This is a genomic window from Agromyces sp. H66, from assembly GCF_004959775.1.
Classification (GTDB): Bacteria; Actinomycetota; Actinomycetes; order Actinomycetales; family Microbacteriaceae; genus Agromyces.
This window is the reverse complement of record NZ_SJZG01000002.1, coordinates 210509-235706: the sequence shown is the minus strand read 5'-3', so window position 1 is coordinate 235706 and position 25198 is coordinate 210509. Positions and strand designations below refer to the sequence as shown.

28 protein-coding genes are annotated in these 25198 nt (G+C 69.9%); 16 read left to right on the top strand and 12 right to left on the bottom strand.

The genetic code is table 11. The features are described from left to right. Nucleotides 1–59: 59 nt before the first annotated feature. Nucleotides 60–1580 carry a glycerol kinase GlpK gene (gene glpK / locus EZM51_RS04415; RefSeq protein ID WP_136707028.1) on the bottom strand — a complete coding sequence of 507 codons (1521 nt, stop codon included), beginning with the start codon at nucleotides 1578–1580 and terminating at the stop codon, nucleotides 60–62. A 103-nt stretch (nucleotides 1581–1683) separates the two neighbouring features. Beyond that, the gene (locus EZM51_RS04410) at nucleotides 1684–2424 is read right to left on the bottom strand and encodes an MIP/aquaporin family protein (protein WP_136707298.1); all 741 of its coding nucleotides are present in this window, start codon (nucleotides 2422–2424) and stop codon (nucleotides 1684–1686) included. A 251-nt stretch (nucleotides 2425–2675) separates the two neighbouring features. Here EZM51_RS04410 and dhaK point away from each other — a divergent pair, with 251 nt between their 5' ends. The 3 genes from dhaK to dhaM are packed head-to-tail and all read left to right on the top strand — an operon-like array spanning nucleotide 2676 to nucleotide 5064. After that, entirely contained in the window at nucleotides 2676–3677 is a 1002-nt protein-coding gene (dhaK, locus tag EZM51_RS04405; protein ID WP_136707027.1) for a dihydroxyacetone kinase subunit DhaK, read from the top strand. Nucleotides 3678–3686: 9 nt separating this feature from the next. Next, nucleotides 3687–4334: a dihydroxyacetone kinase subunit DhaL gene (gene dhaL / locus EZM51_RS04400; protein ID WP_136707026.1), complete on the top strand. Its 648-nt coding sequence runs from the start codon at nucleotides 3687–3689 to the stop codon at nucleotides 4332–4334. Between the two features lies 1 nt (nucleotide 4335). After that, nucleotides 4336–5064: a dihydroxyacetone kinase phosphoryl donor subunit DhaM gene (dhaM, locus tag EZM51_RS04395; protein ID WP_248305462.1), complete on the top strand. Its 729-nt coding sequence runs from the start codon at nucleotides 4336–4338 to the stop codon at nucleotides 5062–5064. A gap of 44 nt (nucleotides 5065–5108) precedes the next feature. Here dhaM and EZM51_RS04390 read toward each other — a convergent pair whose 3' ends face one another. Next, entirely contained in the window at nucleotides 5109–5873 is a 765-nt protein-coding gene (locus tag EZM51_RS04390; RefSeq protein WP_136707025.1) for an SDR family oxidoreductase, read from the bottom strand. Between the two features lie 65 nt (nucleotides 5874–5938). Between EZM51_RS04390 and EZM51_RS04385 the strand changes: the two genes are divergently transcribed. Further along, complete coding sequence (locus EZM51_RS04385; protein WP_136707024.1) at nucleotides 5939–6271, top strand: hypothetical protein; 333 nt, start codon at nucleotides 5939–5941, stop codon at nucleotides 6269–6271. Between the two features lie 3 nt (nucleotides 6272–6274). Here EZM51_RS04385 and EZM51_RS04380 read toward each other — a convergent pair whose 3' ends face one another. After that, nucleotides 6275–7216, bottom strand: a complete 942-nt coding sequence (locus EZM51_RS04380) for a WYL domain-containing protein (RefSeq protein ID WP_136707023.1) — start codon at nucleotides 7214–7216, stop codon at nucleotides 6275–6277. 94 nt (nucleotides 7217–7310) lie between these two features. Here EZM51_RS04380 and EZM51_RS04375 point away from each other — a divergent pair, with 94 nt between their 5' ends. The 3 genes from EZM51_RS04375 to EZM51_RS04365 all read left to right on the top strand — a co-directional run bounded on the left by EZM51_RS04375 (nucleotide 7311) and on the right by EZM51_RS04365 (nucleotide 9376). Next, a complete protein-coding gene (locus EZM51_RS04375) occupies nucleotides 7311–7703 on the top strand; it encodes a VOC family protein (protein WP_136707022.1) in 393 nt (130 codons plus the stop codon). Between the two features lie 99 nt (nucleotides 7704–7802). Then, nucleotides 7803–8138 carry a YciI family protein gene (locus tag EZM51_RS04370; RefSeq protein WP_136707021.1) on the top strand — a complete coding sequence of 112 codons (336 nt, stop codon included), beginning with the start codon at nucleotides 7803–7805 and terminating at the stop codon, nucleotides 8136–8138. After that, the gene (locus EZM51_RS04365) at nucleotides 8135–9376 is read left to right on the top strand and encodes a DUF6596 domain-containing protein (RefSeq protein WP_136707020.1); all 1242 of its coding nucleotides are present in this window, start codon (nucleotides 8135–8137) and stop codon (nucleotides 9374–9376) included. Before EZM51_RS04370 ends, EZM51_RS04365 begins: the two co-directional genes overlap by 4 nt. Nucleotides 9377–9796: 420 nt before the next feature. Here EZM51_RS04365 and EZM51_RS04360 read toward each other — a convergent pair whose 3' ends face one another. Both EZM51_RS04360 and EZM51_RS04355 read right to left on the bottom strand, forming a co-directional pair. Next, nucleotides 9797–10558 carry a hypothetical protein gene (locus EZM51_RS04360; RefSeq protein ID WP_136707019.1) on the bottom strand — a complete coding sequence of 254 codons (762 nt, stop codon included), beginning with the start codon at nucleotides 10556–10558 and terminating at the stop codon, nucleotides 9797–9799. A 109-nt stretch (nucleotides 10559–10667) separates the two neighbouring features. Beyond that, entirely contained in the window at nucleotides 10668–11309 is a 642-nt protein-coding gene (locus EZM51_RS04355; RefSeq protein ID WP_211195811.1) for a helix-turn-helix domain-containing protein, read from the bottom strand. A 240-nt stretch (nucleotides 11310–11549) separates the two neighbouring features. On the opposite strand from EZM51_RS04355, the gene EZM51_RS04350 reads away from it, so the two are divergent. Continuing rightward, entirely contained in the window at nucleotides 11550–11810 is a 261-nt protein-coding gene (locus EZM51_RS04350; protein WP_136707017.1) for a hypothetical protein, read from the top strand. A gap of 309 nt (nucleotides 11811–12119) precedes the next feature. Here the strand turns inward: EZM51_RS04350 and EZM51_RS04345 are convergent, their stop codons facing one another. Continuing rightward, a complete protein-coding gene (locus EZM51_RS04345) occupies nucleotides 12120–13142 on the bottom strand; it encodes a DMT family transporter (protein ID WP_136707016.1) in 1023 nt (340 codons plus the stop codon). On the opposite strand from EZM51_RS04345, the gene EZM51_RS04340 reads away from it, so the two are divergent. The 3 genes from EZM51_RS04340 to dgt all read left to right on the top strand — a co-directional run bounded on the left by EZM51_RS04340 (nucleotide 13141) and on the right by dgt (nucleotide 16844). Next, on the top strand, nucleotides 13141–14550 hold the full coding sequence (locus EZM51_RS04340; protein ID WP_136707015.1) for a PLP-dependent aminotransferase family protein: 1410 nt from the start codon (nucleotides 13141–13143) through the stop codon (nucleotides 14548–14550). The genes EZM51_RS04345 and EZM51_RS04340 overlap by 2 nt on opposite strands. 147 nt (nucleotides 14551–14697) lie before the next feature. Further along, entirely contained in the window at nucleotides 14698–15138 is a 441-nt protein-coding gene (locus EZM51_RS04335) for a hypothetical protein (protein WP_136707014.1), read from the top strand. A gap of 191 nt (nucleotides 15139–15329) precedes the next feature. Beyond that, entirely contained in the window at nucleotides 15330–16844 is a 1515-nt protein-coding gene (gene dgt / locus EZM51_RS04330) for a dGTP triphosphohydrolase (protein ID WP_136707013.1), read from the top strand. Between the two features lie 34 nt (nucleotides 16845–16878). On the opposite strand, the gene EZM51_RS04325 is transcribed toward dgt, so the two are convergent. The 4 genes from EZM51_RS04325 to EZM51_RS04310 all read right to left on the bottom strand — a co-directional run bounded on the left by EZM51_RS04325 (nucleotide 16879) and on the right by EZM51_RS04310 (nucleotide 20569). Next, on the bottom strand, nucleotides 16879–17265 hold the full coding sequence (locus EZM51_RS04325) for a DoxX family protein (protein WP_136707012.1): 387 nt from the start codon (nucleotides 17263–17265) through the stop codon (nucleotides 16879–16881). 89 nt (nucleotides 17266–17354) lie between these two features. After that, the gene (locus tag EZM51_RS04320; RefSeq protein WP_136707011.1) at nucleotides 17355–19703 is read right to left on the bottom strand and encodes an excinuclease ABC subunit UvrA; all 2349 of its coding nucleotides are present in this window, start codon (nucleotides 19701–19703) and stop codon (nucleotides 17355–17357) included. A 2-nt stretch (nucleotides 19704–19705) separates the two neighbouring features. Then, nucleotides 19706–20116, bottom strand: coding sequence for a VOC family protein (locus EZM51_RS04315; protein ID WP_136707010.1), 411 nt, complete (start codon nucleotides 20114–20116; stop codon nucleotides 19706–19708). A 9-nt stretch (nucleotides 20117–20125) separates the two neighbouring features. Beyond that, nucleotides 20126–20569: a helix-turn-helix transcriptional regulator gene (locus EZM51_RS04310; RefSeq protein WP_136707009.1), complete on the bottom strand. Its 444-nt coding sequence runs from the start codon at nucleotides 20567–20569 to the stop codon at nucleotides 20126–20128. 241 nt (nucleotides 20570–20810) lie between these two features. Between EZM51_RS04310 and EZM51_RS04305 the strand changes: the two genes are divergently transcribed. Beyond that, entirely contained in the window at nucleotides 20811–21419 is a 609-nt protein-coding gene (locus EZM51_RS04305) for a DUF308 domain-containing protein (RefSeq protein WP_136707008.1), read from the top strand. An 83-nt stretch (nucleotides 21420–21502) separates the two neighbouring features. On the opposite strand, the gene EZM51_RS04300 is transcribed toward EZM51_RS04305, so the two are convergent. Continuing rightward, on the bottom strand, nucleotides 21503–22270 hold the full coding sequence (locus tag EZM51_RS04300; RefSeq protein WP_136707007.1) for an SDR family oxidoreductase: 768 nt from the start codon (nucleotides 22268–22270) through the stop codon (nucleotides 21503–21505). Nucleotides 22271–22411: 141 nt separating this feature from the next. On the opposite strand from EZM51_RS04300, the gene EZM51_RS04295 reads away from it, so the two are divergent. Genes EZM51_RS04295 through EZM51_RS04280 form a run of 4 tightly spaced genes read left to right on the top strand, consistent with a single transcriptional unit; the run spans nucleotide 22412 to nucleotide 25165 of the window. Then, complete coding sequence (locus EZM51_RS04295) at nucleotides 22412–22882, top strand: NfeD family protein (RefSeq protein ID WP_248305488.1); 471 nt, start codon at nucleotides 22412–22414, stop codon at nucleotides 22880–22882. Nucleotides 22883–22937: 55 nt separating this feature from the next. Further along, nucleotides 22938–23408, top strand: a complete 471-nt coding sequence (locus EZM51_RS04290) for an NfeD family protein (protein ID WP_136707005.1) — start codon at nucleotides 22938–22940, stop codon at nucleotides 23406–23408. 28 nt (nucleotides 23409–23436) lie between these two features. After that, nucleotides 23437–24399 (top strand): SPFH domain-containing protein, encoded by a 963-nt coding sequence (locus EZM51_RS04285; protein WP_136707004.1) that lies wholly within the window; start codon nucleotides 23437–23439, stop codon nucleotides 24397–24399. Between the two features lie 13 nt (nucleotides 24400–24412). Beyond that, nucleotides 24413–25165, top strand: a complete 753-nt coding sequence (locus tag EZM51_RS04280; protein WP_248305461.1) for a glycerophosphodiester phosphodiesterase family protein — start codon at nucleotides 24413–24415, stop codon at nucleotides 25163–25165. Nucleotides 25166–25198: the final 33 nt, after the last annotated feature.

Genomic DNA, 25198 nt, shown 5'->3' with positions numbered 1-25198 from the left:
ACGAGGGGCCCCGCGGATGCCGCGGGACCCCTCACCTCATTGCTGTTGCATGCTCCGCATCAGCCGTGCGATACGTCGTCGTCGACCCAGTCGAACGTCTTCGTGACGGCCTTCTTCCAGAGCCGCAACTGGCGGTCGCGCTCGGCGGGTTCCATCTTCGGTTCCCAGCGCGAGTCCTCCTGCCAGTTGGCTCGGAGTTCGTCGAGGCTCGACCAGAAGCCGACCGCGAGGCCGGCCGCGTAGGCGGCGCCGAGCGCCGTGGTCTCCGCCACGACCGGACGCACGACGGGCACGCCAAGGATGTCGGCCTGGAACTGCATCAGGGTGTTGTTGGCGATCATGCCGCCGTCGACCTTGAGCTCGGTGAGGTCGACACCCGAGTCGGCGTTCACCGCGTCGAGCACCTCGCGGGTCTGGAACGCGGTCGCCTCGAGCACGGCCCGGGCGATGTGCCCCTTGTGCACGTACCTGGTGAGGCCGACGAGCGCTCCGCGGGCGTCGGGTCGCCAGTACGGCGCGAACAGGCCCGAGAACGCCGGCACGAAGTACGCACCGCCGTTGTCGTCGACGGTCTTGGCCAGGTCCTCGATCTCGGACGCGTTCGAGATGAGCCCGAGGTTGTCGCGTACCCACTGCACGAGCGAGCCGGTGACGGCGATCGCGCCCTCCAACGCGTAGTGCGGCTTGTCGTCGCCCAGCTTGTAGCCGAGCGTCGTGAGCAGGCCGTTCTTGGAGTGGACGATCTCCTCGCCGGTGTTGAAGATGAGGAAGTTGCCGGTGCCGTAGGTGTTCTTCGATTCGCCCGGATCGAACGCCGCCTGCCCGAACGTGGCCGCCTGCTGGTCGCCCAGGATGCCCGCGACCGGCACCTCCCGGAGGAGGCTCGACGGCTCGACCGTGCCGTAGACCTCCGACGACGCCCGGATCGCCGGCATCATCGAACGCGGCACGCCGAACGCGGCGAGGATGTCGTCGCGCCACTCGAGGGTCGCGAGGTCCATGAACATCGTGCGGCTCGCGTTCGTGACATCCGTCGCGTGCACGCCGCCGTCGGGTCCGCCGGTGAGGTTCCAGAGCACCCAGCAGTCGGTGGTGCCGAACAGCAGGTCGCCCGCCTCCGCCTTCTCGCGGGCGCCGGGAACGTTCTCGAGGATCCACACGATCTTCGTGCCCGAGAAGTACGTCGCGAGCGGAAGTCCGACGTCCTGCTTGAACCGCTCGACGCCACCGTCGGCCGCGAGCCGGTCGACGATGGGCTGGGTGCGGGTGTCCTGCCAGACGATGGCGTTGTAGACGGGCTCGCCGGTGTTCTTGTCCCACACCACGGCCGTCTCGCGCTGGTTGGTGATGCCGACGGCCGCGATGTCGTGGCGGGTGAGGTCGGCCTTGCCGAGCGCTTGGCCGATCACCTCCCGCGTGTTGCGCCAGATCTCCATGGGGTCGTGCTCGACCCAGCCGGCCTTGGGGAAGATCTGCTCGTGTTCGAGCTGTCCGGTCGCGACGATGGAACCCCTCTTGTCGAAGATGATCGCGCGCGACGACGTCGTGCCCTGGTCGATCGCCAGGATGTAGTCAGCCATGACTTCCTCTCAGATGTTGCGGATGCCCCGCCATCACCGGCGGCGGCACGGAGAACCTGCGGAACGCGGCGGGGCCGGTTCTCGCGGACCGGCCCCGCCGGGTTCAGCCGAGCAGGGGAAGGAGCGGGATGGCGGCCCAGCCGGCGAGGAGCCCGCCGATGATGGGGCCGACGACCGGGACCCACGAATAGGCCCAGTCCGACGATCCCTTGCCGCGGATGGGGAGGATGGCGTGCGCGATGCGCGGCCCGAGGTCGCGCGCCGGGTTGATGGCGTACCCCGTCGGACCACCGAGCGAGGCGCCGATGCCGATGACGAGCAGGGCGACGGGGAGCGCGCCGAGGGCCGCGAGCCCCGAGGCATCCCCTTGACGGCCGAAGCCGATCACCACGAAGACCAGCACGAACGTGCCGATGACCTCGGTGATGACGTTCCAGCCGTAGGAGCGGATCGCCGGACCGGTCGAGAACACGCCGAGCTTCGCCGCAGGCTCGGGCGCGTCGTCGAAGTGCTGCTTGTAGGCCAGCCACACGAAGACCGCGCCGATGATGCCGCCGAGCAACTGCGCACCGATGAACGCGAGAACCGAGACGACATCGACCGGGACCGTGGTGCCGAAGCTCGGGTTGCCGAACTCCGTGGCACCGTTCGCGACGAGGCCGAGGGTGACCGCCGGGTTGATGTGCGCGCCAGAAGCATAGGCGACGATGACACCGGCGAAGACCGCAAGTCCCCAGCCGACGTTCACCATGAGGAACCCACCGCTGAAGCCCTTCGTCTTCGCGAGGGCGACGTTTGCCACCACACCGCAACCGAGGAGCACCAGCATCGCGGTCCCGACCATTTCGGAGAGGAACAGCACACCGAGATCGTCCACGTTGACCTTCCATCCTTTTCGCTTGGCCCTCAGGGCTTCGCCCGGGGGCGGAACACTGCCCACCATACTCAGCGGGCGTTCAGGTGGGAATGGTCTCTCCGATTTCATCGGAGCCCCTTCCGGCGGGCTGCGGCGCGGGCGTAGGTTGACGGGGGAGTGCTGCGTCGACGCCGATGCACGGTCGCACGGCGTGCGGCAGCGATGGGGAAGGGATACTCGTGAAGAAGATCATCAACGACCCGAAGCGCGTCGTCGACGAATCGGTCGCCGGGTTCGGGCTCGCCCACGCCGACATCGTCCGAGTCGAGGTGGACCCGATCCACGTCGTGCGGGCCGACGCGCCCGTCAGCGGGAAGGTCGGCATCGTCAGCGGCGGCGGCAGCGGCCACGAGCCGTTGCACGCGGGATATGTCGGCTTCGGCATGCTCGACGCCGCGGTGCCCGGTGCGGTCTTCACCTCGCCGACGCCCGATCCGATCCTCGCCGCCACGAAGGCCGTCGACGGCGGCGCGGGGGTACTCCACATCGTGAAGAACTACACGGGCGACGTGCTGAACTTCGAGACGGCCGCCGACCTGGCCGCCGCCGACGGCATCACGGTGCGCGCGGTCGTGACCGACGACGACGTCGCCGTGAAGGACTCGCTCTACACGGCGGGCCGCCGCGGCGTGGGCGGCACGGTGCTCGTCGAGAAGATCGCCGGGGCGGCCGCGCAGCGCGGCGACTCGCTCGACCAGGTCGCCGAGATCGCCGAACGCGTGAACGCGAACGTGCGGTCCATGGGCCTCGCGCTCACGCCCTGCATCGTGCCGCACGCCGGGGAGCCCAGCTTCACCCTGGCCGAGGACGAGATCGAGATCGGCATCGGCATCCACGGCGAGCCCGGACGCGACCGGGTCGAGCTGGAACCCGCCGACCGGCTCGTCGACCGGCTGATCGAGCCGGTGCTCGAGGATCTCCCGTTCGCCGACGGCGATCGCGTGCTGCTCTTCGTGAACGGCATGGGCGGCACGCCGCTCATCGAGCTCTACCTCGCGTACCGCCGTGCCGCCGAGGTGCTGCAGCAACGCGACATCACGATCTCCCGTTCGCTCGTCGGCAACTACATCACCTCGCTCGAGATGCAGGGGATGTCGATCACCGTGCTGCGGCTCGATGACGAGATGATCGAACTGTGGGATGCCCCGGTGCAGACCGCGGCACTCCGGTGGGGACGATAGGGGGGACCTGTGGGGCTGGACATCACCTGGGCGGTGGATTGGGTCAGGCGAAGCGCGGACGTCATCGCCGAGCACCGTCTCGAACTGATCAAGCTCGACCGCGAGATCGGCGACGGCGACCACGGCGAGAACATGGATCGCGGTTTCCAGGCCGTGCTTCCGAAGCTCGACGACCTTCCCGCCGGGTCGACGCCCGGCGACGTCCTGAAGCTCGTGGCGACGACGCTCATCTCCACGGTCGGCGGCGCGGCCGGGCCGCTGTACGGCACCGCCTACCTGAAGGGCGCCGGGGTCGCCGGCTCGGCGACCTCGCTCGACGGTCGGGCGATCGCCGCGGTCCTCACCGCCGCGCGCGACGGCATCGTGCTGCGCGGCAAGGCGGAGTCGGGCGACAAGACCATGGTCGACGCGTGGACGCCGGCGGTCGAGGCCGCCGAGGCCGCCGCGTCGAACGGGTCGGATGTCGCGTCCGTGCTCGACGCGGCGGCGGATGCCGCGGCGGCGGGTTCCGACGCGACGATTCCGCTCGTCGCCCGAAAGGGGCGGGCGAGCTACCTCGGCGAACGCTCGGCGGGTCACCGCGATCCGGGAGCACAGTCATCGGCCCTGCTGCTGCGGGCCGCCGCGGACGCGGCATCCGCCGCCGCGGGGGCCTGAGGTGGCGGCATCCGACCGAGTCGGCGTGGTGTTCGTGTCGCACTCCGCGCGCATCGCGGAGGGGCTGGTCGAACTCGCCCGGCAGATGGCGCCATCGGCGACGCTGGTCGCCGCCGGCGGGACCGATGACGGGCGGATCGGCACGAGCTTCGACCTCGTGAGCGCCGGCATCGTCGAGGCGGACGCCGGTGCCGGCGTGGTCATCCTCTGCGACCTGGGTTCGGCGATCCTCACCGCCGAGACCGCGCTCGACTTCCTCGACGACGAGACGCGCGGCCGGGTGCGCATCGTCGACGCGCCGCTCGTCGAGGGCGGCGTGGCCGCAGCGGTGGCGGCGGAGGCCGGCGACGACCTCGAGCACGTGGTCGCCGCCGCGGAGACCGCTCGGGGATCGGCCGCCGGCGCGAGTGCGACCGAGACCGGTGCCGCCGAGGCATCCGACGCCGCCTCGCGCGCCGAGGCGACGGCCGCGGGCTCCCACGCCCGCCGCGTCACGCTCATCAACGCCGACGGCCTGCACGCCCGTCCGGCCGCCGAACTCGTGAAGCTCGCGAGCACGTTCGGGCCCCGGGTCACCGTGAACGGCACCGATGCGAAGAGCCTGCTCGGCATCATGTCGCTCGGGCTCACGAAGGGTGCGACGATCGAGATCGCGAGTGACGACCCCGACGGGCGCGAAGCCGTCGACGCGATCGCCGCGCTGGCGGAGTCGGGGTTCGGCGAGCACTGATCGCCCGCCGCACGAGTCGGCGGGGGCGGGGCCGCGTGCCGGGTCTACTTGCCGCCCGCGACGCGGATGTCGGCACCCGACGTGTACGAGGCATCCGACGAGAACAGGTACGCGACCGCGCCGGCGATCTCGTGCACCTCGCCGGGTCGGCGCATGGGGATGTTCGGGGCGCGCTCGTCGGGCGCGTTCGGGCGGCCCGCCGCGGCGTGGATCTCAGTGCGCGTCGTCCCGGGGGAGACCGTGTTCACGCGCACGCCGACCGGTCCGAACTCCCTGGAGGCGCCGGTGGTGAGGGCGTTCAGGGCGGCCTTGCTCATCGCGTAGGGGATGTAGGTGTTCGGGGCGCCCGACGTGGCCGCACCCGAGGAGATGTTGACGATGCATCCGCCGGCGCCGCCGCGGTCGGTGGCCATGTGCGCGATCGCCGCCTGCGTGAGCACGATGGGCGCGAGCACGTTGACCCGGAAGAGGAGCTCGGCCTCGTGGATCGAGACGTCGAGGAAGCCGCCGATCCGACCGGTGATGCCGGCGTTGTTGACGAGCCCGGTTACCGTGCCGAACTCCGCGATCGCCGCCGGGACCACCGACTCGGCCTGCTCGAGGTCGGCGAGGTCCACCCGGAGCAGCAGCACCCGGGCACCGGATGCCTCGCACGCACGCACGGCGGCTGCGGCATCCGTTCCGCGATCGCGGTAGGTGAGCGCCAGGTCGTGCCCGTCGGCCGCGAGGCGCTCGGCGATGGCGCGACCGATGCCGCGGCTCGCGCCGGTGACGATCGTGACGGGGCGGGAGGCGGGATCCGGGTGCATGATCCCCAGCCTATGGCGGACGGTTGCTCTGGCGTGCCCGGGGGAGCGGGCGTACCATCGGCACCATGGCACGCGAAGGGGCGAGCCCGCCTGAGGGCAACACGTTCACACGATTCTTCGATCGCGTCGACCGGGCCCTGATGCCCGTGTTCGGGCCACCGCCGATCTCGGACGGCCGCGACGAGGACACCACGCCGCTCGATGAGCGCGCATGCCCGATCTGCGGGCATCCCATGTTCGAGCACGTGGTCGACCACTCCACGCCCAACACCGTGCTCGTCTGCCCGACCGACGAGCGGCTGCCCGAGCACGAGCCGACGACGGGACCCCTCAACGAGCTCGGCATGCCCGCGAGCGGGCGCCGGCTCGAGAAGTTCGTGCAGCGCAGTTCGGGCTGACCGTCACCCGTTCCGACGCACGAGTGCCTCGCCGAGGCGGCGGAGTTCGTCGCGCACCGCGGCCGGCTCGAGCACCTCGATGAACTCGGCCCACCCGGCGAGTCCGCGTGCGAGCAGCTGCTCGGTCGGCGCGGTCACGCGCACCCTCGAGCGAACGGGGTCGACGGACTCCTCCCCGACGGCTCGCTGCCCGAACTGGGTGGTGAGCAGCGGCACGATCCCCGCATCGACCACGATCAGGGCCGTCGCGGACGCGCGCTGCGCGTTCACCGCGTTCGTGACTCGCTCCCACACATCGGCGAGGTCGAGGCCGTCGGGGCGCTCGGCCGCGTCGTCGGTCACCGCCACGTCGAGGATCCGATCGACGCGGTAGGTGCGCTCCGCTCCGCTGACCGCACCCAGCAGATACCAGTGCTCCTGCTTGCGTGCGAGGCCCCAGGGGTCGACGAGCCGCTCGACCGGCTCGCGATTCCACGCGGCGTAGCGGAGACGCACGCGCCGGCGCGCCACGACGGCGGACTCGAGCACGGGGAGGAGTGCGGGGCGCTCGGTCGGCCGGCGACCCCAGTCGTCGGGATCGATGACGATCGCCTCGGCGGCGGACGCGGCATCCGCCCGGAAGGTCTCGGGCAGCGCGCGCACGAGCTTGCGCAATGCCGCCTTCGCGTCGGGGTCGACGGATGCCGCGGGCCCGACGAGCAGGAACAACGCGCGCGCCTCGGCGGCCGTGAGTCCGCTGAGGTCGGTGCGGGCGCCGCCGAGGAGTTGCCATCCGCCGCCGCGGCCCGGCTGCGGGTACACGGGGATGCCGGCCGCGGAGAGGGCCTCGAGGTCGCGGCGGGCGGTCGCGACCGACACCTCGAGCTCGTCGGCGAGCTGGGCGGCGGTCACGCGCCCCCGTGCCTGCAGGGTCAGGAGGGTGGCGACGAGACGGTCTGCGCGCATACCTCGATTCTCGCCGGAAAAGTGGTCACATGGTGAGCACTTCTGCGTTCGAGACTGGATGCACCAGATCAACCGACCACCGGAGGAGCACGACATGCTCAGGGGATTCGCCACCGTCAGCTACTACGCCGCCGATCTCGCCGCGGCATCCGCCTGGTATTCGGAGGTGCTCGGCATCGAGCCGTACTTCGAGCGCCCCGGCTACGTCGAGTTCCGGGTGGGGGACTACGGGCACGAGCTGGGCATCATCGACGCGGCGTACCGGCCGGCCGCGCCGGAGCGGCCGGGAGGCGAGATCATCTACTGGCACGTCGACGACCTGCAGGGCTCCTACGACCGGCTGCTCGAGCTCGGCGCGACGAGCCATCAGCCGCCGATCGAGCGCGGGCCCGGCTTCGTGACCGCCTCCGTCGTGGATCCCTTCGGGAACGTGCTCGGCGTCATGTTCAACCAGCATTACCTCGACGTGCTCGACCGCGACTTGTGACAGACCGGTGAGACGGTGTCGGATTGGGGGAGCGGTGTTCGTAGCAGGGGTGAGCGGCCACCCACTATGGGCGGCCCCGAGCACAGGAGATGATTCGAGATGCAGTACCTGGTTTCCGTGATCCACGACAAGCTCGAGCTCGCCCCCGACGACGAGATGGCGGCCATCGACGCGTTCAACGAGCGGCTCCAGGCCGAGGGCCACTGGGTCTTCGCCGGCGGCCTCGGGTTTCCCGACACGGCGACCGTCGTCGACAACCGAGGCGAACCGGCGATGTTCACCGACGGTCCCTTCCTGGAGTCGAAGGAGTACCTCGCCGGATTCTGGATCATCGAGGCCCCCGACCTCGATGTGGCGCTCGAGCTCGCCGCCGCGGGGTCGAAGGCCTGCAATCGGAAGGTCGAGGTGCGGCCGTTCCTGGACGTGCCCGAGTGAGCGACATCCGGGCGGCGATCACCAGGGCCCACCGCGAGGAGTGGGCGCGGGTGGTCGCCTCCCTCACCAGGCGATTCGGTGACCTCGACGTCGCCGAGGAGGCGGCGGCGGAGGCGTTCGCGGTCGCCGTCGAGCGGTGGCCGGCCGACGGCGTTCCCGCCAACCCCGGCGGCTGGCTGACCACCACCGCCAACCGCAAGGCCATCGACCGGATCCGTCGCGAGCGCAGGCGCCACGACAAGCACAGGGAGGCGCGGATCTTGTACGACGACGACCCGCCCGAGCCTCTCGGCGCCATCGACGACGACCGCCTCCGGCTGATCTTCACCTGCTGTCACCCGGCGCTCGCGATGGAGGCCAGGGTGGCGCTGACGCTGCGCATGGTCGGCGGCCTCACCGTGCCCGAGATCGCTCGGGCCTTCCTGGTGCAGGAGAGCACCATGGGACGGCGGATCACCCGTGCGAAGGCCAAGATCGCGGCGGCTCGCATCCCGTATCGGGTGCCGTCCGCCGAGGAACTCCCGTCACGCGTCTCCGGCGTCCTCGCCGTGCTCTACCTCGTGTTCAACGAGGGCTACCTGGCGACCGGCCCCGAAACCGATCCCGTTCGCGATGACCTGACGGCCGAGGCGATCCGGCTCGCCCGCCTGATCCGTGCGCTCCTGCCGGAGGACGGCGAGGTCGCCGGGTTGCTGGCGCTCATGCTCCTCACGGAGGCCCGCCGGACCGCCCGGGTCTCGGCCGGCGGCGAGCTGGTGTCCCTCGACGAACAGGACCGTGGAGCCTGGGACGCGGCGCTCATCGCCGAGGGGCATCAGCTCGTGCGCGACCGCCTGGCCACGGGCGTGGCCCCGGGCCGCTACCAGATCCTCGCAGCGATCAACGCCGTGCACACCTCCGCCCGCGACATCCGCGACACCGATTGGGCACAGGTCGTCGCCCTCTACGACCAGCTCGTGCGTCTCGACCCTTCGCCGATCGTGGCGCTCAACCGCGCCATCGCCGTCGCCGAGATCGACGGACCCGAGGTGGCCCTGGCGGACGTCGACCGCCTCGAGGGGGAGTTGTCCGGCTATCACGCCTACCACGCCACCCGCGCCGACCTGCTGCGCCGGCTGGGTCGCAGCCGGGAGGCGCGCGCGGCATACGACAGGGCCATCGAGCTGGCGGGCAATGTCGGCGAAACCGCCTACCTGACCCGCCGTCGAGACCAGCTGGGGCCGGCCGGAACGGAATGATCGGCTCGATATGATCGGCTCGATTCACGTGACGGGATCGGTGGAGCGTGATCGCAGCAGACTCAGGAAACGTTCAGGTTTCATCCGGATCCGGCGCCGGAGCGCGTGACGTGACGGGCCTTCGCCGTGCCGGCCGAGGGGCCGGGGCCCGATCGCACGCACGCGTGGCGCCGGCCGGGGGCGGGCCGAGGCATCCCACTGGCCGCGGACGGGGAGGGCGGCGCGATCGCCCTGGTTCCCGTAAACCGACATAATGCACATTATCGGCGCACCTATCGTGCCCGCCGAATCGACATGATGCCATCTGCACCGCGGTCGGCGATCGGCGGTGCAGATGGCATCTTCTCGTCACCGCTCGAGCACGCGAGTACCTCCTGACATCCGGCGGCTGTCAGGGTGCTCTTGCGCGCCGTCGGCTCCCTACCCGGTCGGCTGCAGCACCGTCCGCACATAGGTGTCCGGGTCCGGGCACGCCTCGCGCAACGCGGCATCCATCTCCGGCTCCCAGAATCGCTCGTCGTCACCGGCCGACGGGAACCAGACGTATCCGGGCCACGTCTCGACCCAGTTGTCGCGCCCGGGCGACTCGGGCACCTCGATACCGTTCGCCTCGAGGCAGGGGGCGTAGAAGTCGGTGAGGTAGTCGTAGATCCACTCCAGCTCGGCATCGTTCGGTCCCGGATTCGTGATCTTCGTGGGGTGCGCGACGGCGCAGGCATACCCGGCAACCACGTCGGCCTCGCCACTGCCCGACCAGCCGATGGCGTCGGGCGGCCCATCGGGGTTCCCGGAGGTCCTGCCCTCGTCGATCTGCAGGCCCGCCGCTTCGTAGCACGCGCGCAGCACCTCGATGCGGTTCTCATCGGTGACGTGGCCCTCGAAGGCGACCTCTGGTCGTACCGCGTTCGGGTGGCTCGCGAGCACCCCTTGCCACAGCAGGTCGGCATCCTCGAGCCGCCTCGTCTCCGACTCCGCCTCGGTGAGCGGCGGGTCTGGCTCAGGGTACGGCGCCAGGTCGGGCATCTCGATGCTCACCACGGCCGGTGTCGGGTCCGTCGGTGCAGCGGCGGCTTCGCCGGACGGTGACGTGGTGCATGCGGTCAGCACGAAGACGGATGCCACGGGAAGGGCGAGGCACCATCCGGCGGCCGCCACAGGCCGCAGAGAGAGGCGTCGGGTCATGCGGTCGATACTCGCGGAGAATAAGCTCCGGATCAAGGACGACGAGTCGTCGACATCTCCCCTCCCCGACTTCGGGATCCGCCGTTTTCGCGGCGAACTCGAAGCCCGATCACGACGTCGCCCCCGCGGGCGGAGGCATCTGCGCGGGCATTCCGCCGATGACGCGCCGAACCGCGTCGATGTCACCGGCGATCATCCCGGCAGCATCGGCGGCCGAAACCGGAATCTGCCCTGTGAACAGGGCGACCAGCGCGCCAGGATCCCCGTCGACGGTCGCGTCCACCATTGTCGACGGGCTGCTCGCGGTGACCTCGACGACACCCGTGCCCACAGCGATGTCGCAGCCGTCGTCGGCGGAGCCGACTCGCACGACCTGTGCCGGGGCGTTCGGCGTGTTGTCGCGGCAGAGCGCACGCAATGGGATCAGGAGCCAGTGAGCCCGGAACGCCTCTTCCGGCCCCGGCGGGGACATCAGCGGGGCGCCCCACTTGACGAACTCGCGGACCACGCCCTCGAGCGCGGCACCGCGCTCTGTGAGGGCGAACACCGTCGCGTTCACGGGTCGCGGCAATTCCGTCCTCGACACGAGGCCGGCGGCCTCCATCTCGCGGAGCCGGTTCGCCAACAGGTTCGTCGCGATCCCTGGCAGTCCGCGCTGCAGATCCGCGTATCTGGAGGGCCCGAGCGACAGCAGTTCGCGGACGACCAGCAGCGTCCAGCGGTCGCCGACCAGATCGAGGCCGCGCGCCAACGCACAGTACTGCCCATACGTTCTCATGCACCAAGTGTATCCCGACGCTTGAGAAGGACACGCTCGTACTTTACTATTTCAAGCATCATCCAACCGATCACATGAACGGAGCTGTCATGCCTACGACCACCGCAATCGACGAGCACCCGACGCTCAGCCACTACTACGGCATTCTCGGCGCCGGCATCGACGCCTACGCTGACGGGCGCGACCCCGTTGCCGTTGCTCACGGATGACTTCGTGTTCGACGGCCCGATCGCCGGCCGCATCGCGGGCGGGAGCCGCTTCGCACACGGCGTGCGGGGCTTCATCGAGGCGGCGCACAGCATCACTCCCCTGCAGGCCGTCGTCACCTCGACGAGCGCCGCGGTACTGTACGACGCCGAACTGCCCGGAGGAACCGTCCGATTCTCCGAGTTCTTCGAGTTCGGCGGCGACAAGATCCGCGAGCTCCACATCCAGTACAACCCCGCCGACTACCTCGCGAAAGGCGGCCACTAGCCGGGTCTACACCTTCGAGGGCCCGCGAGATCCTCCTGCCGGATCAGGTCGAATGAAACGTGATCATGAGCGAGGGACCGTCAGCGGGATTGCTGCCGGCGGCGATCGCTTCGGAATACGAGCGGGCGATAGCGGCGAGAACGCCACTGCGACTCCGACCACACGATGACGCGGGTACCACGCCGCGCGCCGCGACGAACGAGGCCACTCGGTGCATGCGCATCCGCTGGAACGGGCGGGCCGAACCGGCGAAGCGATTGACGAATACCGAGGGGCCGCCCAGAGAACCCTCTCGATTCCCGATCTTGACTACTTGACCGCCCGCGCCCGGAGGTTGGAAGGCTGAGTGCGAGGTGCTCGATCTGTTGGTCGCCCGACGCTGACCGGCCGCCCTCCGTTCGTGCGCTCAGCGCTCCGCGTCATGCCGAGCCGAGTGCGGACCGCAAGACCGGCGCACACGATGACGGCGACCCCGCCGAGCACGGTCGGCCAGGTGAGCTGCTCCCCCAGGATCATCGCCGCCCACAGGATGCTCATCACGGGTTGCGCGAGCTGGACCTGGCTGACCTGGGCCATCGGGCCGATCGCGAGCCCGCGGTACCAGGCGAAGAACCCGAGGAACATGCTCACGACCGCCAGGTAGGCGAACGCCGACCACTCCGCAGGTGTCGCGGCTGGCGGTGCAACGAGCACCGAAGCGGTCATGAGGGCGATCATCAACGGCGCGGCGACCACGAGCGCCCAGGAGACGGTCTGCCACGAGCCGAGTTCTCGTGCGAGCAGACCGCCCTCCGCGTAGCCGATCGCCGCGGAGACGACGGCTCCGAACAACAGCAGGTCGGACTGGTGCAGGTGGCCCAGTCCCCCGCCCTGGAGCGAGGCGAACACGACCGCGGCGACAGCGCCCAGCGCTGCGAACACCCAGAACGAGCGTGTCGGTCGCTCCCGGGTTCGGATCACGGCGACCACGGCGGTGGCGGCGGGCAGGAGCCCGACCACGACGGCGCCGTGGCTGGCCGGAGCCGTCGTCAGCGCGTACGAGCTGAGCAGCGGGAAGCCAACGACGACACCGCCCGCGACGACCGCGAGTCGCGCCCACTGCCGACCGTTCGGCCAGTGCTGGCGAGTCAACGTCAGGGCGATCACCGCGAGGACGGCGGCGACGACGGCCCTCGCCGAACCGATGAACAGCGGCGACAGTCCCCCGACCGCGACGCGCGTGAACGGCATCGTGAACGAGAAGGCGGTGACGCCGAGCAGTCCCCACCACAGCCCGGCACGACCGGATAGCACTCCTCGGCTGGATTGGATAGCGCTACTCTGTACTGACATGAACAACGATAGCACCGGGCGGATCATCGCCGGCGTGCGCGAATGGATCGCGCACGCTCCGCCCGGTGCCCGCGTGCCCTCCAGCCGCGCGCTGATGGCGGAATACGGTGCGAGCCCGGTCACCGTGCAGAAGGCGATGCGCGCACTCGCCTCGCTCGGCCTCATCGAGAGTCGGCCGGGCGTGGGCACGTTCGTCCGCTCGGTGCGCACCACCCGGCCGGCCGACTACGGGTGGCAGACGGCGGTGCTGGGATCGCCGCACGCCCGGATCGCCGCGCTCTCATCGACGCAGCGCACGGTCGCACCCGACGCGATCGCCCTGCATTCCGGATACCCGGCCCGCGACCTGTTGCCCGAGCGGCTCGTGCGCGCGGCGATCGCCCGCGCCGCGCGCACCGATGCGGCGATGACCCGCTCCCCCGCGACCGGTCTTCCCGACCTGCAGGCCTGGTTCGCGACCGACCTCGCCGCCCTCGCACCGGTCGGGGTCACACCGCCGACCGCCCGCGACGTGCTGATCCTTCCCGGCAGCCAGAGCGGGCTCAGCTCGATCTTCCGCGCCCTCGTCGGCCCGGGGCATCCACTCGTCATCGAGTCGCCGACCTACTGGGGCGCGATCCTTGCCGCGGCCCAGGCCGGCGTCGTGCTCGTGCCGATCCCGTCCGGGCCGGACGGGCCCGATCCCGACGACCTCGAGCGGGCGTTCGCGCAAAGCGGCGCACGTGCCGTCTACGCCCAGCCCACCTTCAGCAACCCCACGGGCGCGCAATGGTCGACCGAGCGCGGCGTCGCCGTCCTCGAGGTCGTGCGACGACACGCAGCGTTCCTCATCGAGGACGACTGGGCGCACGACCTCGCCATCGACACCGACGCGCGCCCGATCGCCGCGCACGACGACGACGGGCACGTGATCTACCTGCGCTCCCTGACCAAGAGCGTCTCCCCGTCGCTGCGCGTCGCAGCCCTCGTCGCCCGGGGGCCCGCGAGAGACCGGATCATCGCCGACCGCGCGGCCGAGTCCATGTACGTCAGCGCACTCCTCCAATCGGCCGCCCTCGATGTCGTCACCCAGCCGGGCTGGCGCGGTCACCTGCGCGGACTGCGCGACCAGCTCCGCTCGCGTCGCGACCTCATGATCGACAGCCTGCGAGAGCATGCGCCCGGCGCCCACGTCGAGCGGCCTCCGCTCGGTGGGCTGAACCTGTGGGTGCGGCTTCCCGACGGCATCGACGTGGAGAGATTCGTCCGCGACTGCGAGAGCCGCGGGGTCATCGTCGCCCCGGGCACCGAGTGGTTCCCCGCCGAGCCCTCGGGCCCGCATCTCCGGCTCAACTACTCGGGTCCCGATCCCGAACGGTTCCCGGAGGCCGCCCGCGTCATCGGCGCCGTGCTCGACGAGCACGCCTGAGCCGCATCAGACTGCAGGACGGTCGCATCGATCAGCGCGGTCGCATCGATCAGGATCGAAGAAGCACACGTCGAATGCGGCGAATAGCCTGAACCCGATGCCTCACCCAGTGGTATCGCCGAGACGAGTTGCAGAAGGAGAACCCTCATGGCCAAGACCGGGACGTCCGATGGACTGAGCAAGGAGGAGCGCGACGCGGTCAAGCAGCGCGCCAAGGAGCTCCGCGAGCAGGAGAAGGCCGGAAAGAACCGCGCCGCCGGCGAGAAGGCGGTGCTCGACGCCATCGCCCAGCTGGAACCCGACGACAAGGCGCTCGCCGAAGGCCTGTACCGCGTGGTCACCGAGGTCGCGCCCGACCTCGCGCCGAAGACGTACTACGGCATGCCCGGCTTCGCGAACGGCGACGGCAAGATGATGGTGTTCATCCAGCCGGCCAACAAGTTCAAGACGCGTTACGCGACGATCGGCTTCGAGGACAAGGCGAGCCTCGACGACGGCGACCTGTGGCCCGTCGCGTTCGCCGTCCGCAATTGGACGCCCGCGGTGGAGCAGAAGATCACCGAACTCGTGCGCAAGGCCGTCAGCTGAGTATCGGATCGCGGGGCGGAGCGGATCGTCGTCGAGCACGAGGATCGATGCTTTGCCCCGCGTTCTCGACCCGCAACCGCCGTCGGCCGCCCCGATGTTCGGAGCATCCGGATCGGAGCGGCCCGGCCTAGATTGGGAGGCGAGCGGTCGCGGCATCCGTCGCCCGCAAGTCCACGAGAAGGAGCCACCGGATGAACCGGGGACGCGCCACCCGACGGGTCGCCGAACCGCGCAGCAGCGTGGAGGTGACGGGCGAGCATTCGCAGTTCCGGCTCGACCTCGAGCGCATCCGCTTCTCCCCGTACTTCTCCCGACTCTCCGCCGTCACGCAGGTGATCGCGCAGCCGGGCGCCGGCCCGCTCATCCACAACCGGCTCACCCACTCGATCAAGGTCACCGCCGTGGCGCGCGCGATCGCGGTCGGATTGACGGATGCCTCGTCGCCAGCGCGTGATTTCGCGCTCGAGCACGGCTGCGACGCGGTCGTCGTTCAGGCGGCGGCGAGCGCCCACGACCTCGGGCACCCGCCGTTCGGGCACCTCGGCGAGCGCGTGCTCGACCGTCTCGCTCGTGAGAGCCTCGGCCTGGCCGACGGCTTCGAGGGCAACGCGCAGACGTATCGCATCATCACGGCGCTCGACGTCTGCGAGGCCGCGCCGCGCGGGCTGAACCTCACGGCAGCGGTGCGCACCGCCGTCGCGAAGTACCCGTGGACTCGGTTCGTCGACGCCGCCGAGTTCGATGACGGACTCCCCCGCGGCCTCCGGCGCGCCGACGGCGGAATCGAGGTCGTGAAGTTCTCGGCGTACGACCTCGACGCCGACGACCTCTTCGCCGCTCGGCGCGGACTGCCCCCGATGGAGCAGTCGCTCGAGTGCTCCATCATGGACATCGCCGACGACATCGCCTACTCGATCCACGACGTCGACGACTTCTACCGGGCCGGCCTGCTCAGCCACGGGGCGGTCGCTCGCGAGTTCCGCGGCTGGCTCTCGGGTGCGGCCGAGCTCGGCGCCCTCCCGGACGCCGAGCTGGCGTTGCGGTCGGCGCCGCCGGGGGCCGCGCTCGACGGGCTCCGTCGCAAGCTCGAACGCAGCGACCCGTGGATCGCCGACGACGATGCGTTCGCCGAGGCGGTCGTCGTGGTCGCCGACGATCTCGTCGACGGCCTGCTCGCCACCCCGTTCGACGGGTCGATCGCCTCGGAGCGGGCGCTGTCGTCGTTCACGAACCGGTGGATCGGCCACCTGCAGACGTCGGTGGTGCCGGCACCGGCGGACGTCGTGCGCTCGGGACTCGTGACCCTCGACCGGCGTGCCTGGCACGAGGTCGAGATCCTGAAGTTCGTGCACCGCCACTTCATCCTCGACCGGGCCGACATCGTGATGTACCAGCGCGGGCTCAGCCGGGTGCTGACGCGGGCCGTCAAGGGCCTCGCCGCGTGGATCACCGACGACTACGACCGGAACCGCGTTCCCCAGCGACTCAGGGAGCTGGTCGACATCGCCGCCGACGGCTACGCCCGGTTGCGCGCGGCCAGGCCCGAGGGCATCCCGATCCCCGAGGCATCCGACGTGCTCACGCTCGGAGTGGGGCGAGGAGTCATCGACTATGTCGCCTCGCTCTCCGACGATCAGGCGCTCGCGGTGTCGGAGGCGATCGATGGCCGGCCCGACCGGCTCTGGGACATCGGGCAGAATCTCTGACCCGAATCGGCCGAGCCCGCGGCACCACGAAGGGTCAGGCGGTGAAGGGCTCGGCGACGATGCGACCCCACGCGATGAACGTGGCGATCGCCAGGTACGTCACGTTCAACAGTGCGAACTTGACGCCGCCCTCGTAGCGGAGATGCGTGATGATCGCCAGGACCATGAGCACGATCCAGCACACGGCGGTCACCGGCACCATGAACGTCGCGACGCCGAGGAGACCGGGCAGGATCAGTCCGACCGCCGCCAAGATCTCGATCAGGCCGAGTGTCTTGACGAAGCCCACGCCGGCGTCGTCGGTCCATTCCCCGCCGTGGACCGCGCTGAGCTTCTCCTTGGGCACGAAGGCCTTGCTGCTCCCACTGACCAGGGCCACAAGGGCGAGAAGTCCAGCGGCGATCCAGAGTGCGACATCCATGCGATTTCCCTTCGTCGTGGGTGGTTCGCACATTGGACACCGCGCGATGTCCGGCTGTGACATCGTCAGGCGACCGGCGTCGGTGCTCGTCAGCCGCCCACGTAGCCCGCGAGGTGCTCGCCCGTGAGGGTGGAGCGGGCCGCGACGAGGTCGGCCGGTGTTCCCTCGAACACGATCCGGCCGCCGTCGTGGCCCGCTCCGGGGCCGAGGTCGATGATCCAGTCGGCGTGGGCCGTCACGGCCTGGTGGTGCTCGATGACGATGACCGACTTGCCCGAGTCGACCAACCGGTCGAGCAGCCCGAGCAGCTGCTCGACGTCGGCGAGGTGAAGGCCGGTGGTCGGCTCATCGAGGATGTACACGCCGCCCTGCTCGCCCATGCGGGTGGCGAGCTTGAGTCGTTGCCGTTCGCCGCCCGAGAGGGTCGTGAGGGGCTGCCCGATCGCGAGGTACCCGAGCCCGACGTCGGCCAACCGTCGGAGGATCGCGTGGGCGGCCGGCGTTCGCGCTTCGCCGGCGCCGAAGAACCCCACGGCCTCGGTCACGGGCATCATCAGCACCTCGCTGATGTCGCGACCACCGAGACGGTATTCCAGCACGGATGCATCGAACCGCTTGCCCTCGCACACCTCGCAGGTGCTGGCGACGCTCGCCATCGGCCCCAGGTCGGTGTAGATGACGCCCGCGCCGTTGCAGTTCGGGCAGGCGCCCTCGGAATTGGCGCTGAACAGGGCTGGCTTCACGCCGTTGGCCTTCGCGAACGCCTTGCGGATCGGGTCGAGCAACCCCGTGTACGTCGCCGGGTTGCTGCGACGCGACCCCTTGATCGCGCCTTGGTCGACCGTCACCACGCCCTCGCGGCCCGAGACGGAGCCCTGGATCAGCGAACTCTTGCCCGAGCCGGCGACCCCGGTGACGACCACGAGCACGCCGAGCGGGATGTCGACGTCGACGTGCTGCAGGTTGTTCGCGTCGGCCCCCCGCACCTCGAGGGCACCGGAGGGGGTGCGCACCGACGGTTTCACGGCGGCGCGGTCGTCGAGGTGGCGCCCCGTCAGGGTGGCGCTGGCCCGCAGCCCGTCGACCGTGCCTTCGAACACCACCTCTCCCCCGGCCGTGCCGGCGCCCGGACCGAGGTCGACGACGTGGTCGGCGATCGCGATCGCCTCGGGCTTGTGCTCGACGACGAGCACGGTGTTGCCCTTGTCTCGCAACTGCAGCAGCAGTCGGTTCATCCGCTGGATGTCGTGCGGGTGCAGGCCGACGGTCGGCTCGTCGAAGACGTAGGTGACGTCGGTGAGCGACGACCCCAGGTGCCGGATCATCTTCGTGCGCTGCGCCTCGCCGCCGGAGAGGGTGCCCGAGGCTCGATCGAGCGAGAGGTAGCCGAGGCCGATCTCGACGAAGGAGCCGAGCAGGTGACGCAGCGACGCGAGCAGTGGCGCCACGGACGGTTCATCGAGTCCGCCGACCCATTCGGCCAGGTCGCTGATCTGCATCGCGCAGGCGTCGGCGATGTTGATCCCGTCGATGCGGGATGCCCGGGCCGCCTCGTTGAGCCGGGTGCCGCCGCACTCGGGGCACGGCGCGAACGTCACGGCGCGCTCGACGAAGGCGCGGATGTGCGGTTGCATCGCGTCGACGTCCTTCGACAGCATCGACTTCTGCACCTTGGGCACGAGTCCCTCGTAGGTGAGGTTGATGCCGTTGACCTTCACCTTGGTCGCTTCACGGTGCAGGAGGTCGTGCAGTTCGGTCTCGGAGTAGTCGCGGATGGGCTTGTGCGCGTCGAAGAACCCGGATTCCGAGTACACGCGCGTCGACCAGCCGTCGGCGGTGTAGCCCGGCACGGTGATCGCTCCTTCGGCGAGTGACCTGCTCTCGTCGTAGAGCTGATGCACGTCGATATTCGAGACCGTTCCCATGCCCTCGCAGCGGGGGCACATGCCGCCGATCACCGTGAAGGTGCGTTCGAGGGTCTCCTCGCCGCCGCGATCGACCGTGATCGCCCCGCTCCCCCGCGCCGAGGGCACGTTGAACGAGAACGCCTGCGGCGACCCGATGTGCGGTTGCCCGAGTCGGCTGAACAGGATGCGGAGCAGCGCATTGGCGTCGGTGGCGGTGCCCACCGTGGACCGCACGTTCGCGCCCATCCGCTCCTGATCCACGAGGATCGCCGTCGTCAGCCCGTCGAGCACGTCGACGTCGGGGCGCGCGAGCGTCGGCATGAAGGCCTGCACGAAGGCGCTGTAGGTCTCATTGATCATGCGCTGCGATTCCGCGGCGATGGTGTCGAAGACGAGCGAGCTCTTCCCCGACCCGGAGACGCCCGTGAACACCGTCAGCCGGCGCTTCGGGATCTCGACGCTGACGTCCTTGAGGTTGTTCTCGCGGGCCCCTCGCACGCGGATCAGGTCGTGGCTGTCGGCGACGTGCATCCTCAGGCGCGCTCCTGGATCCGGATCATGTTGCCCGACGGGTCTCGGAACGCGCAGTCACGCACCCCGTACGGCTGGTCGGTCGGCTCCTGCACCACCTCGGCACCGCCGGCCTCCAACGTCGCGAACGTGTCGTCGACGTCGGCCGTGGCGAGGTTGACGCCGAAGTAGCTGCCCTTCGCCATCAGTTCGAGGATGGTGCGCTGCTCGTCCTCGGTGAGATCGGGCATCGCCATCGGCGGGTGCAGCACGATCGAGGTGTCGGGCTGGTCGGCCGGGGCCACCGTGATCCAGCGCATGCCCTGGTACCCGACATCGTTGCGCACCTCGAAGCCGAGGAGATCGCGGTAGAACCCGAGCGAGGCATCGGGATCGGTGTGCGGAAGGAAGCTGTGGTGAATCGTGAGGTCCATACCGTCACGCTAACGCGGCGCGACGGCGTGCGCTTCTCGATTCCTGACGGGCCGGGTCACCTGTTTCGCGGTGCAGGCCGGGATCCCGACGGTGGCCTGCGCCTCCCGCTCGCGGTACACGCTCGGTGGGACCCCGACCAGTTCGGTGAACCGGGTGCTGAACGTGCCGAGCGACGAGCATCCGACCGTGAAGCAGACCTCGGTGACGCTCAGGTCGCCACGGCGCAGGAGCGCCATCGCCCGCTCGATGCGCCGCGTCATGAGGTAGGAGTACGGCGAGGTGCCGTACGCGAGCCGGAACTGGCGGCTCAGGTGACCGGCCGACATGTTGGCGCCGCGCGCCAACGCCTCGACGTCCAGCGGTTGTGCGTACTCGCGGTCGATGCGGTCGCGTACCCGACGCAACCGCGCGAGGTCTCGCAAGTGCTGCTCGTCGCCGGAACTCGTGCCCACCTGCCAGATCGTGACACGTCGCACCGACGTTGTCCAGCGAGGTGACCCGCGGGAATGGCACCGCGATCTCGCGGGGGCGGCCGATCAAACCTGAGTGTTTCCTGAATAGGTCGCCGGACTCCCCCGGAATCCCGGGCGACGACGCATCGGGACGCGCGGGCTCACATCCGACACTCAGGTGCCGTGCAGGTCTAGCCTGACCCTGCAACAACCACCTCGTGGTCGTCAGAAAGGACCTGTCATGTCGACGCCGCAGTCCAACACGGTGTTCGCTGCGTTCTCCCTGGATTCAGCGAACCTGTCGAAGTCCGCCATCAACACGGTGCGCACCACACTCGGGATCTCGGGAGCCGCCGCGCTCATCATCGGCCTTCTGATCACCTTCTGGCCCAAGGGATCGGCGGTCGTGCTCACGATCATGCTCGGCATCTACCTGCTGATCGCAGGCATCGCCTACGTCGGGCTCGGGATCTTCTCGAAGGGCATCTCGGGGGGTGCGAGGGCGCTCGACATCATCCTCGGTGCGCTCTTCATCATCGGCGGCATCGTCCTGCTCGTGAATCCGAGCGAGTCGGCGGTGGTGCTGGGCATCTTCCTCGGCGTGTTCGTCGGCATCCTCTGGATCATCGAGGGCGTCGTCGCGCTCGCACAGTCGAGCGACGCACCGTCGAAGGGCTGGGCGATCTTCTTCGGCATCCTCGGCGTGGTCGCCGGCATCGTGCTGCTGTTCTCCCCGCTGTGGGGCGCAGTGGTGCTGTTCATCATCACGGGTATCGCGCTCATCGTGCTCGGCGTCATGCAGATCGTGCGCGCGTTCACGTTCGGGCGCGGGGCGACCGCCGCCGCGTAGCGGCCATCCCGATCCACGGGGGGTCGGTCTCGAGACGCTGAGCACTCGCGACCGGCCCTTCCGCGTGCCGGGCCCGAAGCCGGTCAGCCCTCGTGCGCGAACCCCGAGATGTCGCCGACGTAGCGCGTGTGATCGGCCGGCACCGGGTCGACCGCGGCGTGCGCGACCTCGGCGGCGAACTCGGCGACGTTGTAGAGACGACCGGCATCCTGCTTGCGGGCCTCGATGGCGCCGGGGTTCGCCCGCTCGAGCAGTGTCGCGGTGATGGTGCCCTCGATCATGTCGCCCGACACGACGACGAACTCGACGCCCGCGGCCTCGAGTTCGGGCAGCTTCGCGCGCAGGGCGTCCTCGCCGGCGCGCTTCGACAGCGCCACGGGCTCGTACTCGGGCATGGTCGGCGTGGTGCGGATGAAGTGCGCCTGGTGGCTCGTGACGAACACGATGCGCGCGCCGCGCGCGAGGTGCGGCAACGCGCCCTCGACGACGTTGACCTGCGCGTCGCGGTTGAGGCGCATGGCGTAGTCCTCGCCCATGCCGCTCTCCATGCCGCCGGAGGCATTCAGCACGAGGATGTCGATCGGGCCGAACTCCGCGACGGCGCGCTCGAACATGGCCGCGACGGATGCCGCGTCGGTGAGGTCGGCGCCGACGGCGATCGCTCGCCCACCCGCCGCCGCGATCTCGCCGACGACCTTCTCGGCCCGAGGCGCCTTGCTGCGGTAGTTCACGACGACGGATGCCCCGGCGCCGGCCAGGTACCGTGCGGTGTCCGCGCCGATGCCCCGTGACGAGCCCGTCACGAGGGCGACGCGTCCGTCGAGCGATCCGGGGGCGAGTGGGTTGGTCACGGCGGGACTCCTCGTGGCTCTGGGGACGGACCTCGCGGGTCCTGGGCGGTACGCCGAACCGAGACTATCAACTCGCCCCGCAGCGGCTTTCGCCCTGCTAGTTTCGGAGCGGACCGCAGGCGAAGGAGACCGGATTTGGATGTGCTGACCCAGTACGCGTGGATCGTCTGGTTGGTGCTGATCCTCGTGTTCGCGACCATCGAGATCTTCACCCTCGAGATGACGTTCCTGATGCTCGCGCTCGGCAGCGTCGCCGGCCTCGTCTCCGGCCTGTTCGGGATCCCGTGGTGGGCGCAGTTCATCGTCGCGGCCGTCGTCTCGTTGGCGCTCATCCTCACCCTGCGACCGCCATTGCTCCGGATGCTCCGGCAGCGCGGCGATCCCGCCCGCAGCAACATCGACGCGCTGATCGGTGCCGGGGGATCGGTGGTGCGCACCGTCACGCCGTCGGGCGGCCAGGTCCGCCTCCGGAACGGAGACGTCTGGACCGCCCGGCTCTCCCCCATCACCGAGCAGGCGGATGTCCCGGTCGGCGACCGGGTGCTCGTCACGGGAATCGACGGCGCGACGGCGGTCGTGGTTCCCGTCGAGCGCGCCACGCCGAACCCGTGAACGGACCCTCCCACGGTGCTAGGTTCGAGGCACAAGACGTCGAAGGGGCGATCGCATGGTGGACCTGACCCAGTACACCTGGATCGTCTGGCTCATCCTGATCCTCGTCTGCGTCATCATCGAACTCCTCACCCTCGAGTTCACGTTCCTCATGATCGCGTTCGGCTCCGTCGCCGGGCTCGGCGCCGACCTCCTCGGCTGGGAATGGTGGGTGCAGATCCTCGTCGCGTCGGCCGTCTCGGTGCTGCTCATCCTCACCATCCGTCCGGTGATGCTGCGCTACATGCGTCGCGGGGCGGACCCGACCCCGAGCAACGTCGCCGCCCTGCCGGGCATGTCGGGCCGCGTCGTCTCGTCCGTCTCCGAGACGGGCGGGCTCGTCAAGCTCGCCAACGGCGAGACGTGGACGGCGCGCCTGGCACCCGATGCCGACGAGGAGGTCGTCGGCGCCGGAGCATCCGTCACGGTCGTGCTCGTCGATGGAGCCACCGTCGTCATCGTCCCGGTCGCGCGCGAGAGCGCCTGACCTCCAACCCAACCGCACAGGAGCCCGCATGATCAGCATCGATGGATTCGTCGGCCAGATCTTCGTCGTCGTCCTCTTGATCGTCGTCGCGATCTTCGTGATCGTCGTCCTGATCCGCGCGATCCGCATCATCCCGCAGGCCTACGCGGGCGTCGTGGAACGGCTCGGCCGGTATCACAAGACGCTCTCGCCCGGCCTGAACATCCTCGTCCCATTCATCGACCGGGTGCGCCCGCTCGTCGACATGCGCGAACAGGTGGTGTCGTTCCCGCCGCAGCCGGTCATCACGGAGGACAACCTCGTGGTCTCGATCGACACGGTCGTCTACTTCCAGGTCACGGATGCCAGGGCCGCGACCTACGAGATCGCGAACTACCTCGGGGCGGTGGAACAGCTCACCACCACCACGCTCCGCAACGTCGTCGGCGGACTGAACCTCGAAGAGGCACTCACCTCGCGTGACGAGATCAACAGCAAGCTGCGCATCGTGCTCGACGAGGCCACGGGCAAGTGGGGCATCCGCGTCTCGCGAGTGGAGCTGAAGGCCATCGACCCGCCCCACTCCATCCAGGACTCGATGGAGAAGCAGATGCGCGCCGAGCGCGACCGCCGTGCGCTCATCCTCACCGCCGAGGGCACCAAGCAGTCGGCGATCCTCACGGCCGAGGGCGAGCGGCAGGCCGCCATCCTCAAGGCGGAGGGCGATGCGAAGGCCGCCGTGCTGCGGGCGCAGGGCGAGGCCGAGGCGATCCTCACGGTGTTCGACGCCATCCACAAGGGCGACCCCGACCCGAAGCTCCTCGGCTATCAGTACCTGCAGATGCTGCCGCAGATCGCCAAGGGCGAGGCGAACAAGCTCTGGATCGTCCCGAGTGAGTTCAGCGAGGCGCTCAAGGGCATCGGCCGCGCGTTCACGCCGGGCACGGCGGATGGCACGGATGCCGCGACGCCGCCCGGTGGGCCCGCCACGGGGTCGCCCGGCCGCATCTGAACCGACGCACCTCGTGTCCACGTACTTCGATCTGCCGAGGCCGCGCGTGCTCGCGCACCGCGGCCTCGCGATCGAGGCGCCCGAGAACACCCTGCTCGCGTTCGATCGCGCCGCCGCCGTCGGCGCCGCCTACGTCGAGACCGACGTGCACGTGTCTGCCGATGGAGTGGCGGTGGTCGCGCACGACTCCTCCCTGCGCAGGGTGGCCGGCCGCGACGTCGAGGTGTCGCGGCTCACGATGGCCGAGCTGCGGCGGGTCGACCTCGGGCACGGCCAGGGATTCGCCTCGCTCGAGGAGGCGCTGGGCGCGTTCCCCGATCTCCGATTCAACATCGACGTCAAGGTCGAGGGCGCCGTCGGGCCGGCGGTCACGGCGCTCGAGCGCACGGGTGCCGCCGATCGCGTGCTGCTCACGAGTTTCTCGGATCGGCGACGCCGACGGCTCGGCGATCTCGTGCCCGACGCCGTGACATCGGCCGGCCGCATGGGCGTCATCACGACACGGCTCGCCTCCTCGGTCCGCTGGTCGGCCGTCGTGTCGCTGGCTCGCCGCCGCGCGGCCGCGTTGCAGATCCCCGAGCGCGTGGGTTCGGTTCGGCTCGTCACGGCGGGTTTCGTGAGAGCCGTGCAGCGCGCGGGAGCCGAGGTGCACGTCTGGACGGTGAACGAGCCCGCCGACATGACCCGGCTGCTCGACCTCGGCGTCGACGGACTCGTCACCGATCGGGCCGATCTCGCCGTCCCGCTGGTGGCAGCGCGAAGCTGAGAATTCCCCGGCAATCACCCAGTCCCCGGCAAG